This is a genomic window from Streptomyces parvus, from assembly GCF_014648875.1.
GTDB classification, from domain to species: domain Bacteria; phylum Actinomycetota; class Actinomycetes; order Streptomycetales; family Streptomycetaceae; genus Streptomyces; species Streptomyces parvus.
In genome coordinates, this window is the sequence record NZ_BMRY01000003.1 from 510,616 (window position 1) to 523,993 (window position 13,378).

The window sequence follows — 13,378 nt, forward strand, 5'->3', positions numbered from 1 at the left end:
TCGTCTTGTTTGCGGGGGAGAGGAAACCTTGGAAGTGAGGACGAAGCCCATCATGAGTTACAAAACGCTTCGCTCGGTGCTTGCTGTTGCCCTCTCCGTCGGGGTGACGACCGGGGCGCTGAGTGTTCTTGACCTCGTTGAGGGCGGCGTGACCAACGGTGCGGCCGGTGCGCATGCGCTGGCGGCTCCGCCTCCAGACCTGGCTTGGGACCTGATGCCCGCGAAGGCGACGGGAACGGAAGCGACGCTCGGTTCGCCGTCGGGCGCCGCCTCGTCGGACGGAGCCCGAGCATGAGCACCCCGCCGGACGACCGCACCTTCCGGCGCGAGATGGCAACCGCCTATCGCTCAGGGTGGCATTTCATCGATCTGCTCACGGCCCTCCCCCGCCGTGGCGACTCGTTGATGGTCACCCTGTTCGGAGAGCCGATCGTCGTGGTGATGGAAGAGGACGAGGACGTCCGCGCCTATCGCTGCCTCCGTCGGCCCCGCGGCGCCCCGCAGCCGGTTCGCTGTGCCGTCAGGTACGGCATGATCTTCGTCAACCTCGACCAGCGCGACCACGAGCTGTTCGACGCAGAACCCCTTTCCGCCACCCCCCGCAGTGCCTGAGCGATTCCCCCGTCGTCACCTGTCGCTCCAGGCGCTTCCCCCACACAGCGGCGCCACCGTGACCTGAACACGGTGGCGCCGTTGTGCTGTCTCCGCGGCCCTGCGCGGTCTCAGGCCCTGCCGAGCGCCCGGTCGAGGGTGATCTCGATGACGACCCGGGTCGGATTGATCCGCGGCGGACGGCCGTAGCGCTCCTCGTGGCGGGCCTCCGCGTCCCTGACGGTCTCCGGTTCGGTACGGATGACCGCGCGGCCCTCCAGCGTCGCCCAGCGGGCCCGGTCGATCTGGCAGACCGCCACGCGTGCCCCGTCGGGGCCGGCCGCGCGGATGTGGGCCACCTTGCGGCTGCCCCCGTCGGTGATCACGCGCGCCACCCCGGCCTCCGGGTCGTACGTCACGCACACCGGGACCACGTGCGGCGTGCCGTCCGGGCGGGGGGTCGTCAGCGTGGACAGGTGGCTCTCGCGCCAGAACGCGACGTATTCGGGGGAGGGATTGCGTACGTCTGCCATGGGGGCAGCGTACGAGGCCGGGGACCGGGCGGCCGCAGCGCGTGCGATCAGTGCCTTGAGTGGAATAGACTCAACTTTGTGTACGTTGATTAGGTCAATGCGGGCTGTGTCCCTGACCCCCAGCTGCGAGGAGGAGTAACCACACGTGGACGCCGAGCTGACCAACAAGAGCCGCGACGCCATCAACGCGGCCACCAACCGGGCCGTGAAGGACGGGCACCCCGACCTGACCCCGGGGCACCTGCTGCTCGCGCTGCTGGAGGGGCAGGAGAACGAGAACATCATCGACCTGCTCGCCGCCGTCGAGGCCGATCTGGCGCTGGTGCGCGGCGAGACCGAGCGGCTGCTCGGGGGGCTGCCCAGCGTCACCGGGTCCACCGTCGCCCCGCCGCAGCCCAACCGCGAGCTGCTCGCCGTCATCCAGGACGCGGCCCAGCGGGCCAAGGAGCTGGGCGACGACTACATCTCCACCGAGCACCTGCTCATCGGTATCGCCGCGAAGGGCGGCCGGGCCGGTGAGATCCTCGACGGACAAGGGGCCGGCGCCAAGAAGCTGCTGGCCGCGTTCGAGACGAGCAGGGGAGGGCGCCGGGTGACCACACCCGACCCGGAGGGCCAGTACAAGGCCCTGGAGAAGTTCGGCACCGACTTCACGGCCGCCGCGCGGGAGGGCAAGCTGGATCCGGTCATCGGCCGGGACCAGGAGATCCGCCGCGTCGTGCAGGTGCTGTCGCGCCGGACGAAGAACAACCCCGTCCTCATCGGTGAGCCCGGCGTCGGCAAGACCGCCGTCGTCGAAGGCCTCGCCCAGCGCATCGTCAAGGGCGACGTCCCGGAGAGCCTCAAGGACAAGCGGCTCGTCTCGCTGGACCTCGGCGCCATGGTCGCGGGCGCGAAGTACCGCGGCGAGTTCGAGGAGCGGCTGAAGACCGTCCTCTCCGAGATCAAGGAGAGCGACGGCCGGATCATCACGTTCATCGACGAGCTGCACACCGTCGTCGGCGCCGGCGCGGGCGGCGACTCCGCCATGGACGCGGGCAACATGCTCAAGCCGATGCTCGCCCGCGGCGAGCTGCGCATGGTCGGCGCGACCACGCTCGACGAGTACCGCGAGCGCATCGAGAAGGACCCCGCCCTGGAGCGCCGCTTCCAGCAGGTGCTGGTCGCCGAGCCGTCCGTCGAGGACACCATCGCGATCCTGCGCGGCCTCAAGGGCCGTTACGAGGCCCACCACAAGGTGCAGATCGCGGACTCGGCGCTGGTGGCCGCCGCGACCCTCTCCGACCGCTACATCACCTCCCGCTTCCTCCCCGACAAGGCCATCGACCTGGTCGACGAGGCCGCGTCCCGGCTGCGGATGGAGATCGACTCCTCGCCCCTGGAGATCGACGAACTCCAGCGCTCCGTCGACCGGTTGCGCATGGAGGAGCTGGCGCTGAAGAACGAGTCCGACGCCGCCTCCAAGGAGCGCCTGGCGAAGCTGCGCCGCGACCTCGCCGACAGGGAGGAGGAGCTGCGAGGCCTCAACGCCCGCTGGGAGAAGGAGAAGCAGGGCCTCAACCGGGTCGGTGAGCTCAAGGAGCGCCTCGACGAGCTGCGCGGCCAGGCCGAACGCGCCCAGCGCGACGGCGACTTCGACGCCGCCTCCAAGCTGCTGTACGGGGAGATCCCGGGCCTGGAGCGGGAGTTGGAGGAGGCCGCGGAAGCGGAGCAGGAGGCGTCCAAGGACAAGGACACCATGGTCAAGGAGGAGGTCGGGCCGGACGACATCGCGGACGTCGTCGGCGCCTGGACCGGCATTCCGGCCGGCCGGCTCCTGGAGGGCGAGACCCAGAAGCTGCTGCGGATGGAGAGCGAACTCGGCAAGCGGCTGATCGGGCAGACCGAGGCCGTGCAGGCCGTCTCCGACGCCGTACGCCGGACCAGGGCGGGCATCGCCGACCCCGACCGGCCCACTGGGTCGTTCCTCTTCCTCGGGCCCACCGGCGTCGGCAAGACCGAGCTGGCCAAGGCGCTCGCGGACTTCCTGTTCGACGACGAGCGGGCCATGATCCGCATCGACATGAGCGAGTACGGCGAGAAGCACAGCGTCGCCCGCCTCGTCGGGGCCCCGCCCGGTTACGTCGGGTACGAGGAGGGCGGCCAGCTCACCGAGGCCGTCCGCCGCCGCCCGTACAGCGTCGTGCTCCTGGACGAGGTGGAGAAGGCCCACCCCGAGGTCTTCGACATCCTGCTCCAGGTCCTCGACGACGGCCGGCTCACCGACGGTCAGGGCCGCACGGTCGACTTCCGCAACACCATCCTGATCCTCACCTCCAACCTCGGCTCCCAGTTCCTGATGGACCCCCTGGTCAAGCCCGAGGTGAAGAAGCAGCAGGTGCTGGACGTGGTGCGGGCGTCGTTCAAGCCGGAGTTCATCAACCGGCTCGACGACCTCGTGGTCTTCTCCGCCCTCTCCGGCGACGAGCTCGCGCACATCGCCGGGCTCCAGATCGACCGACTCGCGGCCCGGCTGGCCGACCGGCGGCTCACCCTCGACGTCACACCCGAGGCGCTGGCCTGGCTCGCCCAGGAGGGCAACGACCCGGCCTACGGGGCCCGGCCGCTGCGCCGGCTCATCCAGACCGCGATCGGCGACCGGCTCGCCAAGGAGATCCTGTCCGGCGAGGTCCGCGACGGTGACACCGTACGGGTGGACCGGGCCGAGGACGGACTGATCGTCGGCCCCGCCTCGTAACCACCGGTCACGGAGCGTCGCACGCTGTGAGCGAACGCCCGGCGAGCCCCGTTCCCACGCGCTGTCTGTCAGCTTGTGGCTGATCGGGGCCGCCGGGGCTTGCCATGCCCCGCCCGCCATGGGAGAGGATGGCCGCAACCGCACGAAGGGAAATAACGGTGAGCATCGATCCGTCCTCGATTCCTAATTTCGGGGGCCAGCCCGAACCGCAGGCGGCAGGACCGGAGGGCCCCGTCGTCCCTGACCAGGACCTCGTGAAGCAGCTCCTCGACCAGATGGAGCTGAAGTACGTCGTCGACGACGAGGGCGACCTCGCGGCGCCGTGGGAAGAGTTCCGGACGTACTTCATGTTCCGCGGCGAGGCGGAGCAGCAGGTCTTCTCGGTCCGTACGTTCTACGACCGCCCGCACGACCTCGACCAGCGTCCCGTCCTGCTGGACGCCATCGACGACTGGAACCGCCGCACCCTGTGGCCCAAGGTCTACACCCACGCCCACGAGGGCGAGGAGGGTGAGACGGGTTCCGTCCGGCTGATCGGTGAGGCGCAGATGCTCATCGGCACCGGCGTCAGCCTGGAGCACTTCGTCTCCTCGACGGTGAGCTGGGTGCGCGCCTCGATCGAGTTCGACAAGTGGCTCACCGAGCGCCTCGGCATCCAGCCCGCCGAGGGCAAGGCGGACGGCGAGGAGCCCGCAGGCGCCTAGTTCCCGAAGTATCGGGCCACGGCCCGGGCGGCGGTCATCGCGACCGTCGCCCGGGCCGTTCCCGTATCCCGGCGCCTGCGTTCCGGCGCCTGCGTCCCGGGACTTGTGTCCCGGGGCTCACCCCAGCCGGGCCAGCCGCTCCACCGCGTCCCGGAGCACGTCGTCCCGCTTGCAGAACGTGAACCGGACCTGGCTGCGGCCCGCCTCCGGGTCGTCGTAGAAGACCGAGTTCGGGACGGCCGCCACCCCGCAGCGTTCCGGCAGTGCGCGGCAGAAGGTGTAGGCGTCCTCGTCGCCGAACGGGGAGATGTCGGTGGTGATGAAGTACGTCCCCTCCGGCTCGTACACCCGGAAGCCCGCGGTCCGCAGGCCCTCCGCCAGCAGGTCCCGCTTGCGGCGCATGTCCTCGCGGAAGCCGGTGAAGAAGGCGTCGGGCAGGGCGAGCGCCTCGGCGATCGCGTACTGGAACGGGCCCCCGCTGACGAAGGTCAGATACTGCTTCGCCGCGCGCACCGCCGCCACCAGGGGGGCGTCGCCGGTGACCCAGCCGATCTTCCAGCCGGTGTACGAGAACGTCTTCCCCGACGACGAGATGGACACCGTGCGTTCGCGCATCCCGGGGAGCGCGGCGATCGGATGGTGCGCCCCGGTGAAGACCAGGTGCTCGTACACCTCGTCCGTCACCACCAGAAGATCGTGCTCCACCGCGAGGGCCGCGATCCCGGACAGTTCGTCGGGGGCGAGCACCGTGCCGGTCGGGTTGTGCGGGGTGTTCAGCAGCAGGAGCCGGGTGCGCGGGGTGATCAGCGCGCGCAGTTCGTCGAGGTCGGGGCGGAAGTCCGGGGCGCGCAGGGTGAGCGGTACGCGCTGGGCGCCCGCCATGGCGATGCAGGCCGCGTAGGAGTCGTAGAAGGGCTCGAAGGCGATCACCTCGTCGCCGGGCTCCAGCAGCGCAAGCATGGTCGCCGCGATCGCCTCCGTCGCGCCCGTGGTGACGAGGACTTCCGTGTCGGGGTCGAGGCTCAGGCCGTAGAAGCGGTGCTGGTGGTCGGCGATCGCCTGGCGGAGCTCCGGGACGCCCGGGCCTGGCGGGTACTGGTTGCCACGGCCGTCGCGCAGGGCCCGGACAGCGGCCTCACGTACGGACTCCGGGCCGTCCGTGTCCGGGAAGCCCTGCCCCAGGTTGATCGCGCCCGTCGCTGTCGCCAGGGCCGACATTTCCGCGAAGATCGTCGTCCCGAGCCCGTCCAGCCTGCGGTTCAGCAGTGGCCTGGTCTTCATCGCTCCACCGTTCTCACTCGGGTGCCCGTTGAGTTTGCAGACCCCATCCTGACTCATCGAGGCTCTCCGTCCCGCGTGGTGCCGGCAGGCTGAGGCCCTCTTCCTCCGGCTCTCGGAGCACACCGGCCTTCGCCGTGATGTCGCGCAGGAGAGCGTCTCGGAGTGCGTGCAACGTCGCGATCTTGGATACGAGGAGTTGCGCCGTGGCATGCAGAGGCTCGGCGACCCGGCGGAAGTCGGCGCGCGTGAAGTGATCCGGCCAGGTGACGGGCAGGGACTTCAGCCGGAGGGCGGAGATCTCGCGGCGGTTCTGGCCCTGGGCGAGTTCTGCGATCGCCTTGCTCCGGCTTCTGAGCTCGTGGAGGAGCCACCATGTGTCCTCGTCGTCCGAGGGCCGCACGGCGACGACGCTTCTGAGGGGGGTCGCCGCCCGGCTGGACACGGCGATGTGCGCGCCGTCGGAGCGGGTGCTGAGCATGAGCGTGCCCGGAGGGTGGACCGCGCCATCACGCGCCGGCCCGGTCAGGCGGAACCGGTGGGCGTGGGGCACGGGAAGGTTGTAGAGGTCTCTGGGTGCGATCACGTCGACGGTCGGATCCGCAGGTGCCGGTGGGAGTGAGCTTTCGGAACCGGTACCTGACTTCAAACGGGCAACCTTGACCAGTGGTCGTGAGCCCCAGAGATGGCCTGAATTCGCCACCACGTTGTGGAGTGCGTCGGCCAGTTCCAATGCCTTGCGCGCGGTCAGCTGGTAGACGGCGGCCGTCTCCTCGATGAGGGTGAAGGCCCGATGGTAGTGAGTGATGGCGTCGGGCGGCGGCAGTGGGAACAGCATGCGCCGGAGGGTGTCGAGGCTGACGGTCGGTTCGACGTGGGCCGTCACATCCTCGTCGATCCGGGCCTTCGCCGTGGGCGTCTGCAACCAGATGTGCAGCCACTGCACAAGGCACGGCTCCGCGCGGATGATGCCGACCGACCGGGCTGCGGGCCACCCCGCGTGTTCGGAGGTGACCAGCGCGGAATCCCCCGCGCGTCTGACGAGTACGACCGCCAGGTCACCCTCCTTGAGGCTGACACGGGTACGTGGAGGTGCACCCGGAACCCACTCGTTGGTCCGGGGGGAGAGGATCTTGCCGTCCCGGACGAAGGTCGAGCTGACCACCCCTGGGGTGCTCTCCGCGGTCTTGTCGTCGAGGAAGCCACAGGCTGTGTGGATGTTGTGGCCCAGTCGTTCGAGCCCGCGGAGAGAAACCGTCGGCCATGCCGACGCACCCGTGTCGGCCTGAGACGTACCGGCTCCCATCAGATCTCCTCCAAGGCGTCCAGCAGTCGCAGTTCCAGGTCGTGCATATGGGCCAGGTGATCGGTCAGCTCTACCTTGAGTCGCTCGACGTGGCTCCGCGTGTCCCGCTCCGGGCTCGGCGGTTCCACGGCGTACGAAGTCGGCATGAGGCTGTACTCGTGGCTCGTGATCTCCTTGGTGGAGCAGCTTTGGGACCAGCCGGGGACGTCGCTGTACGGCAATGCTGCGGCACCGCTCTCGGAGAGGCCCCGCCAGGCTGCGAGAGTGGTCACGATTCGGGCTGTGTTCTCCTCGCCCAGCCGCCGTGCCCTTGAGTCCGGGACCCGCTCGTAGGCGCGCCGCGCGTTGATGAACAGCGCCTGGCCGCGACGGTCCGAGGAACCCCAGCCGGGTCGTGCACGCTTGTCCTTGTTGAGCACCCACAGACAGGCTGTGGCCTTGGAGGGGCCGAACACGCGAGGCGGTAGCGCGATCACGCACTCGACAAAGTCGCTGCGCAGCAGACGTTCGCGGAGTCTTCGGGGCGCTGACTGTCGGCTGGTGGCCATGGTGTCGGCCATCAGGAAGACGGCTCGTCCCGCCGGCGCCAGTGCATGCGCGATGTGCTGGATCCAGGCGGCGTTGGCGGAGCCCCGGGGCGGGGGGTCCTCCGGCCACCGCGGATCACCGGCGGTGACGGAGCGCAGTGGCCGGCCGTCGCCCGGTTCGGCGTCGCCCTCGGGCGCCCAGGCGGATTGGTTGAAGGGGAGGTTGGCCAGAACGATGTCGTGGCGCTCGGGTTCGGGCTGCGCGAGGCTGTTCCCGGGCGGGAAGATGCGACCCCTGATGCCCCGGACCGCGAGGTTCATGTGGGCCACCTGAGAAGAAGGGGCGTGCTGTTCCTTACCTTGCAGGAACATGGTCGGGTTGAGTCCGACACGCTCGTGGACGTAGCGATGGCTCTCGACCAGCAGACCCCCTGAGCCGCAGACCGGGTCCAGCACCCTGTTCCCGTCCTGCGGGACCACCGCACCGACCATGAGGCGCGCCAGGTCGCCAGGTGTGAAGTAGTTGCTGCCGTCGGCCTGGGCCGCTGAGAGTTCTCGCAGACACTTGTCAAGCAGCGGGGAAACCTGCCGGGTGGAGCCGATGGCATGGATGAGAGCAGGCAGATGCCTGGTGGAGCCGGCTGGGAGTTCGGGCACGAGACGCATCGCTCCCGCGTCCGGGTCCTCGATGGAGGGGAGCCAGTGGGCCAGGCATTCGATCACGGCCCTGCGGACTTCCGAAGGATTTTCCGTAGCGCGATTCACCAACCACGCCCATGTCGGAACCCCGGGCCTGGCGGCGTCCCGCGGAATCCGGCTCAGGTACAGCAGGCCGAGGACGAGCCGAGCCGCCTCGGCCGAGTGCATGAACCGGGAGAGCTGCGTGAGCTGTTGGGACATCTGCTCAAGCGTCTGATCGGAGGGGGAGGGGCGCCCGGTCCGCGCTGCGCGCCCTCGGGCCGTCGTGTCGCTCATGCGCCCACCACACCCAGGGCGGTCAGGAGGACAATGAGGAGCGGCAGAGCGACGGCGAAAGTTTGGGCGCCCGACTTGACGGCCACGGTTCCGCGTCCTCCCTCCATGACGGATACGAGGCTGCCGACAAGGGCGGCTACGAGGGCGCCGAGGAGCGCGATCATCACGTACATCAATTTCAGCTGCACGTTCGGTTCCTTCCCGAGGTCGAGGGATCTGCCAGCCGCGTGATCCCCGGCTGCAGGAAGGACAGTAGGAGAGGCTGGCCGCACGCCGCAGTGAGCACGGCGTTTGGGATTTCCTTAGGCGCGCGCCCGGACTTCAAGCCCTCATATAGGAGCGCACGCCCTTTGGGTTTCTTGGTGGCGTGGTAGCTGGGGCTTGAATGTGCGACGCCACTCGCATCCGGAATAGGTAGGTCAGCAAGCCTTGACCCAGCCGATCTTCCAGCCGGTGTACGAGAACGTCTTCCCCGACGACGAGATGGACACCGTGCGTTCGCGCATCCCGGGGAGCGCCGCGATCGGATGGTGGCGCGGAGTTCCGGGACGCCGGGGCCGGGCGGGTACTGGTTGCCGTGGCCGGCCCGCAGCGCCCGGACCGCCGCCTCCCGGATCTCTTCGGGGCCGTCGGTGTCGGGAAAGCCCTGGCCGAGGTTGATGGAGCCGGTCCGCCCGGCCAGCGCGGACATCTCGGCGAAGATCGTCGTGCCGAACGTGGCGAGGCGGCGGTTGAGCAGCGGTCGTCCCTGAGTCATGCGCGCCATCCTGAGCCGAAGCTCTGGAGTTGCTCAAGTCCGCTTTGGTGCGCGCGAGCCCTGGGAATCCCCCTGTCACACAACAACGGGGAAGCGACGGGGGACCTCGCTTCGGGGGAAGGAAAGGCGGGTGGGGGCCATGGGCGTCTTCATCGCGATAGTGATCGCCGCGGTCGTCGTCGGCGGGCTGCTGGTCGTTCTGCGAGCCACCGGCGGCAGCAAGTCGGCGCACTCGCGTACGAAGGGGCGGCGTTCCTCGGCGGCGTCCGCGGGCGGCGAGAGCCTCACCGGTGGCGACTCCGGCGGTGGCTGGTGGTCGTCGTGGGGCGACTCCGGTTCCGGCGGGCACTCCTGCGGCGGCGGCTCGTCGTGCGGGGGCGGGGGCGGGGGCGGCTGCGGCGGGGGCAGCAGCTGACGGGGCTTCCCCGCACGGTCACCCACAGTGACCCGACACCGGGTGTCCGGAGGGTGAACTCCCTCCGGACGCCTTTTTGTTGAGCGACGCGGTCGTTTTCGGTTGAACAGGTGAACCGTGGGGCCCCCGAGGGGATGGAAACCACGGCAAGTTGGGCGAAAACGCTGTGAGTGCGGCGTACTTCGTGATTCCCTCGTCGAAGAGAACATTCAGCCCTCGGACCCCAGTTGGACCAGATCGGGCGCCCCTCACCTCCCACATGCAGTCATACAGGGGGCGTTCTGCTGTCCCGGTGTCCATGTGTGTTTGCGGAGCCCACCCATGCTCACCACCCTCCAGACGGCCTATTCCGATACCCGCGCCGCCGACCTGGCCTGGAGCCTGGGGCGGGAGCCGCTGCCCGCCCTGGCGGTCCTCGACCTCCGGTTCGACGGCGCCGAACTCCAGTTGAGGCTGCTCGGGGCCTCCCACCAGGTGCTCCTCCAGGAGGAGCACGGGGCCTGCTCCGAGACCGTGGCCTGTATGCCCGGCAGCAGCACCCCCCTGCCCCTCGGCGTCTCGAAGCGTCTCGGGGACCGGGAGTACGAATTCGCGGCGCGGGTGGAGAGCCTGACCCAGGGCCAGTTCGCCGGGCGCGCGCAGGAACTGCTCGCCCTGGTGAGCGACCACCCGCACGGTCTCGTCGGCACCTTCCCCGGCAGCCCGTACGCCTTCACCGCGATGCTCGCCCAGCGCACCGAGGGGCAGGTGCGGTGGCGCACCTGGCACGCGTACCCGCAGGAGGGGCAGTTGGTGGTGACCCGGACCCGGGTGGGTGCGCGGATTCCCGCCGCCGCGGCCTGAGCGGCAGGGGCACTTACACCCGTGTGGGTGACAAGGTGCGACGGTGTCGTGACGTAGCGTTCGCGACATGATCGACCAGCAGATGTCGCTGCGAGGGGGCGCGGCGCGGCTTCCCGTACGGCCGAGGACCGGCCGGCTCCTGGTGCTGGGCGCGGTCTTCGTCTGCGCCGCCTGCGGTCTCGTCTACGAGCTCGAACTGGTCGCGCTCGCCTCGTATCTCATCGGCGATTCGGTCACCCAGGCGTCCGTCGTGCTCTCCGTGATGGTGTTCGCGATGGGCATCGGTTCCCTTCTCGCGAAACGTTTGCGCTGCCGTGCCGCCGTCGGTTTCGGGATGATCGAGGCGGCCCTCGCCCTGATCGGCGGCTCCTCGGCGCTGGTCCTGTACGCCTCGTTCGCCTGGCTCGGCGATTCCCAGTACGCCCTGGTCGGGTTCTCGCTGGCGATCGGGGTGCTGATCGGTGCGGAGATCCCGTTGCTGATGACGCTGATCCAGCGCGTCGACCGGCAGGACGCGGGCGGGGCCGTCGCCGATCTCTTCGCCGCCGACTACGTGGGAGCGCTGGTCGGCGGGCTCGCGTTCCCCTTTCTTCTGCTGCCGATGCTGGGGCAGTTGACCGGCGCGCTGTTCACCGGTGCGGTCAACGCGGCGGCGGGCGGGGCGCTCGTCCTGTGGGTGTTCCGGCGCGACCTGAGCCCCCGCTCCCGCCGGCTCCTCGTCCTGGTCAACGTCTCGGTGATCGTGGTGCTGGCCACCGCCACGGCGCTGGTCGACGACTTCGAGCGGGCGGCGCGGCGGGCGGTGTACGGGGACCAGGTGCGGGTCGCCGTGCAGACCGAGGTGCAGGAGGTGGTGGTGACCGGCGCCGACCGGGACTCCCTCGGCCTCTATCTGGACGGCCGGCTGCGGGTCAGCGCCCGCGACGAGTACCGCTACCACGAGGCGCTGGTGCACCCCGCGATGAACGGGCCCCGCGCCCGCGTGCTCATCCTGGGCGGCGGCGACGGGCTCGCCGCCCGTGAGGTGCTGCGCTACGACGACGTCCGCGCGGTCACCGTCGTCGAGCTGGACCCCGCCGTCACCCGACTGGCCCGTACCGACCCCGCCCTCTCCGAGCTGAACGACCACGCCTTCCGCGACCCCCGCCTCACCGCCGTCGGGGCCGACGCGTTCCCCTGGCTCCGGGCCGACCACGGCCGGTACGACGTGGTGATCTCCGACCTCCCGGACCCGGGCATCACCGCCAGTACGAAGCTGTATTCGGCCGAGTTCTACGGGCTGATCGCCGAGGCCCTGGCCCCGGACGGGCGGCTCGTGGTGCACGCCGGACCGCTGGGAACCCGGCCGCGCACCTTCTGGACGGTGGAGGCCTCGGTGCGCGCGGGCGGCCTCGCGACCCGCCCGTACCGCGTCACCGGCCGGTACGCGGGCCTCGCCGCGAGCCCGGACCGGGGCGGCGGGGAGGACGGGGACCGGGAGGACTGGGGCTTCCTCCTCGCCGCACCGGGCCGGGCCCCGCAGGCCGCGCTGGCCCTGGGAGGGCCCGAACCGCGCTCGCTGCGGGGCCGGGAGCTGCGCGAGGGGGCGCGGGCCGCCGCCGGGGCCCGGCTGCCGGGGCTGCTCCCGTCCACGCTGATCCACCCGCGGTACTGGGAGGACGCGTGAGCGCGTGGTGCGCCGGCCTCGGCTTCCGGCAGCTCTTCGGCGGTCCGCCAGTGCTCCTTCGGCGGGTCGAAGCGCTGACGTCCGGGGCCGGGGCGGATTAGGCTCGGTTCCCATGGAGCATGAGGTGTTCGTTCCGGTTCCCGTCCCGACGCTGCTGCGCACCCTGGGTGATCCCGCCCGGGTCGCCCGCTGCATCCCCGGCCTCCAGCAGGACGCCGACGCGTCGGCGTCGCCCCTGGCCGGCCGGCTGAAGCTGCGGGCCGGCGGCCACACCATCACCTACCGGGGCGAGCTGCTGCTCACCGGCCCGGACGGAGACCGCTTCTCGGTCTCCGGGAAGGGCGTGGAGGCCCGGGGCGCCGGCGCGGTCGAGCTGGCCCTGACCATCGGCCTCACGGCGACGGACGGCGGGACGACGATCGCCTACAGCGGTACGGCCGACGGGGACGGGCGGCTGGTCGAGCTGGAGGAGGGCGCGGCGCTCGCGGCCGCCCACCGGCTCCTGGACCGCTTCACCCAGCAGCTGGTGACGGAGTCACTGGCGGTGCGGGACGGCGGGGACGGCGACGGCGGGGACGGGGGCGCCGACGCGGACGCCGGCACGGACGCGGACACGGCCGCGGACACGGCCGCCGGCTCGGCCGCCGATGCGGACGACGCCGTGGCCGCGGAGGGGCTTGAGGGCGACGAGGACGACGCCGACGCCGTGGGCGAGGACGACGCGGACTCCGGCGCGGGCGGTGACGGCGACCCCGGGTCCGTCTTCGACTCGCCCGTTCCGCCGCCCTCGCTCGACCCCGTCGCCGGGGTGGAGTTCACCGTTCCGGACGAACCGCCCGCCGAGGCCGCGCACGCCCGCCGCACCATGATCGGGCGCAGCGCCGAGGAGGTCGACCACGCGCCCCCGCGCGGCCGGTACGCCCCGGTGCCCTCCCCGGAGGCGGGCGGTGCGAGTACCGCCCTGCGCTGGGTCGCCCCCGCCGCCGCCCTCGCGCTCGCCTCCGCCGTGGTGCTGGGCCGGGCGTTGCGGCGCCGCAGGCCCTGAG

At 70.8% G+C, this 13,378-nt stretch carries 13 protein-coding genes and 1 pseudogene; 8 read left to right on the forward strand and 6 right to left on the reverse strand.

Annotated elements, in window-relative coordinates; genetic code table 11:
* Window positions 1-52: 52 nt before the first annotated feature.
* Window positions 53-295 carry a hypothetical protein gene (locus IE140_RS12620; protein WP_229826761.1) on the forward strand — a complete coding sequence of 81 codons (243 nt, stop codon included), beginning with the start codon at window positions 53-55 and terminating at the stop codon, window positions 293-295.
* Entirely contained in the window at window positions 292-612 is a 321-nt protein-coding gene (locus tag IE140_RS12625; RefSeq protein ID WP_003967571.1) for a Rieske (2Fe-2S) protein, read from the forward strand. The genes IE140_RS12620 and IE140_RS12625 overlap by 4 nt, the downstream gene beginning before the upstream one ends.
* Window positions 613-722: 110 nt before the next feature.
* Here IE140_RS12625 and IE140_RS12630 read toward each other — a convergent pair whose 3' ends face one another.
* Window positions 723-1,124, reverse strand: a complete 402-nt coding sequence (locus IE140_RS12630; RefSeq protein ID WP_010071534.1) for a pyridoxamine 5'-phosphate oxidase family protein — start codon at window positions 1,122-1,124, stop codon at window positions 723-725.
* A 145-nt stretch (window positions 1,125-1,269) separates the two neighbouring features.
* On the opposite strand from IE140_RS12630, the gene clpB reads away from it, so the two are divergent.
* Entirely contained in the window at window positions 1,270-3,861 is a 2,592-nt protein-coding gene (gene clpB / locus IE140_RS12635; protein WP_032767064.1) for an ATP-dependent chaperone ClpB, read from the forward strand.
* Between the two features lie 158 nt (window positions 3,862-4,019).
* On the forward strand, window positions 4,020-4,565 hold the full coding sequence (locus IE140_RS12640; RefSeq protein ID WP_032767063.1) for a YbjN domain-containing protein: 546 nt from the start codon (window positions 4,020-4,022) through the stop codon (window positions 4,563-4,565).
* A gap of 117 nt (window positions 4,566-4,682) precedes the next feature.
* On the opposite strand, the gene IE140_RS12645 is transcribed toward IE140_RS12640, so the two are convergent.
* From IE140_RS12645 to IE140_RS36505, 5 genes and pseudogenes are all read right to left on the reverse strand, one after another.
* On the reverse strand, window positions 4,683-5,846 hold the full coding sequence (locus IE140_RS12645; RefSeq protein WP_150197607.1) for a pyridoxal phosphate-dependent aminotransferase: 1,164 nt from the start codon (window positions 5,844-5,846) through the stop codon (window positions 4,683-4,685).
* Window positions 5,847-5,859: 13 nt separating this feature from the next.
* The gene (locus IE140_RS12650; RefSeq protein WP_150197606.1) at window positions 5,860-7,149 is read right to left on the reverse strand and encodes a restriction endonuclease subunit S domain-containing protein; all 1,290 of its coding nucleotides are present in this window, start codon (window positions 7,147-7,149) and stop codon (window positions 5,860-5,862) included.
* Complete coding sequence (locus tag IE140_RS12655; protein ID WP_229826762.1) at window positions 7,149-8,399, reverse strand: N-6 DNA methylase; 1,251 nt, start codon at window positions 8,397-8,399, stop codon at window positions 7,149-7,151. The genes IE140_RS12650 and IE140_RS12655 overlap by 1 nt, the downstream gene beginning before the upstream one ends.
* A 248-nt stretch (window positions 8,400-8,647) precedes the next feature.
* Window positions 8,648-8,839 (reverse strand): hypothetical protein, encoded by a 192-nt coding sequence (locus tag IE140_RS12660; RefSeq protein ID WP_123188669.1) that lies wholly within the window; start codon window positions 8,837-8,839, stop codon window positions 8,648-8,650.
* A gap of 338 nt (window positions 8,840-9,177) precedes the next feature.
* Window positions 9,178-9,408: pseudogene (locus IE140_RS36505) on the reverse strand (aminotransferase); the annotation flags it as partial.
* Between the two features lie 139 nt (window positions 9,409-9,547).
* Here IE140_RS36505 and IE140_RS12665 point away from each other — a divergent pair.
* The 4 genes from IE140_RS12665 (at window position 9,548) to IE140_RS12680 (ending at window position 13,377) form a co-directional block, all read left to right on the forward strand.
* Complete coding sequence (locus IE140_RS12665) at window positions 9,548-9,823, forward strand: hypothetical protein (protein ID WP_189460397.1); 276 nt, start codon at window positions 9,548-9,550, stop codon at window positions 9,821-9,823.
* 321 nt (window positions 9,824-10,144) lie between these two features.
* Window positions 10,145-10,666 carry a DUF2617 family protein gene (locus IE140_RS12670; protein WP_032767060.1) on the forward strand — a complete coding sequence of 174 codons (522 nt, stop codon included), beginning with the start codon at window positions 10,145-10,147 and terminating at the stop codon, window positions 10,664-10,666.
* Between the two features lie 67 nt (window positions 10,667-10,733).
* Window positions 10,734-12,332, forward strand: coding sequence for a polyamine aminopropyltransferase (locus IE140_RS12675; protein WP_150194555.1), 1,599 nt, complete (start codon window positions 10,734-10,736; stop codon window positions 12,330-12,332).
* Window positions 12,333-12,444: 112 nt separating this feature from the next.
* Window positions 12,445-13,377 (forward strand): SRPBCC domain-containing protein, encoded by a 933-nt coding sequence (locus tag IE140_RS12680; RefSeq protein ID WP_150194557.1) that lies wholly within the window; start codon window positions 12,445-12,447, stop codon window positions 13,375-13,377.
* Window position 13,378: the final 1 nt, after the last annotated feature.

Bases quoted from the DNA above. Each gene is read 5' to 3' on its own strand.
- IE140_RS12665 (WP_189460397.1), top strand. From the start codon at position 9,548: ATGGGCGTCTTCATCGCGATAGTGATCGCCGCGGTCGTCGTCGGCGGG.
- IE140_RS12620 (WP_229826761.1), top strand. From the start codon at position 53: ATGAGTTACAAAACGCTTCGCTCGGTGCTTGCTGTTGCCCTCTCCGTC.
- IE140_RS12625 (WP_003967571.1), top strand. From the start codon at position 292: ATGAGCACCCCGCCGGACGACCGCACCTTCCGGCGCGAGATGGCAACC.
- IE140_RS12650 (WP_150197606.1), bottom strand. From the start codon at position 7,149: ATGGGAGCCGGTACGTCTCAGGCCGACACGGGTGCGTCGGCATGGCCG.
- IE140_RS12670 (WP_032767060.1), top strand. From the start codon at position 10,145: ATGCTCACCACCCTCCAGACGGCCTATTCCGATACCCGCGCCGCCGAC.
- IE140_RS12645 (WP_150197607.1), bottom strand. From the start codon at position 5,846: ATGAAGACCAGGCCACTGCTGAACCGCAGGCTGGACGGGCTCGGGACG.
- IE140_RS12675 (WP_150194555.1), top strand. From the start codon at position 10,734: ATGATCGACCAGCAGATGTCGCTGCGAGGGGGCGCGGCGCGGCTTCCC.
- IE140_RS12680 (WP_150194557.1), top strand. From the start codon at position 12,445: ATGGAGCATGAGGTGTTCGTTCCGGTTCCCGTCCCGACGCTGCTGCGC.
- IE140_RS12630 (WP_010071534.1), bottom strand. From the start codon at position 1,124: ATGGCAGACGTACGCAATCCCTCCCCCGAATACGTCGCGTTCTGGCGC.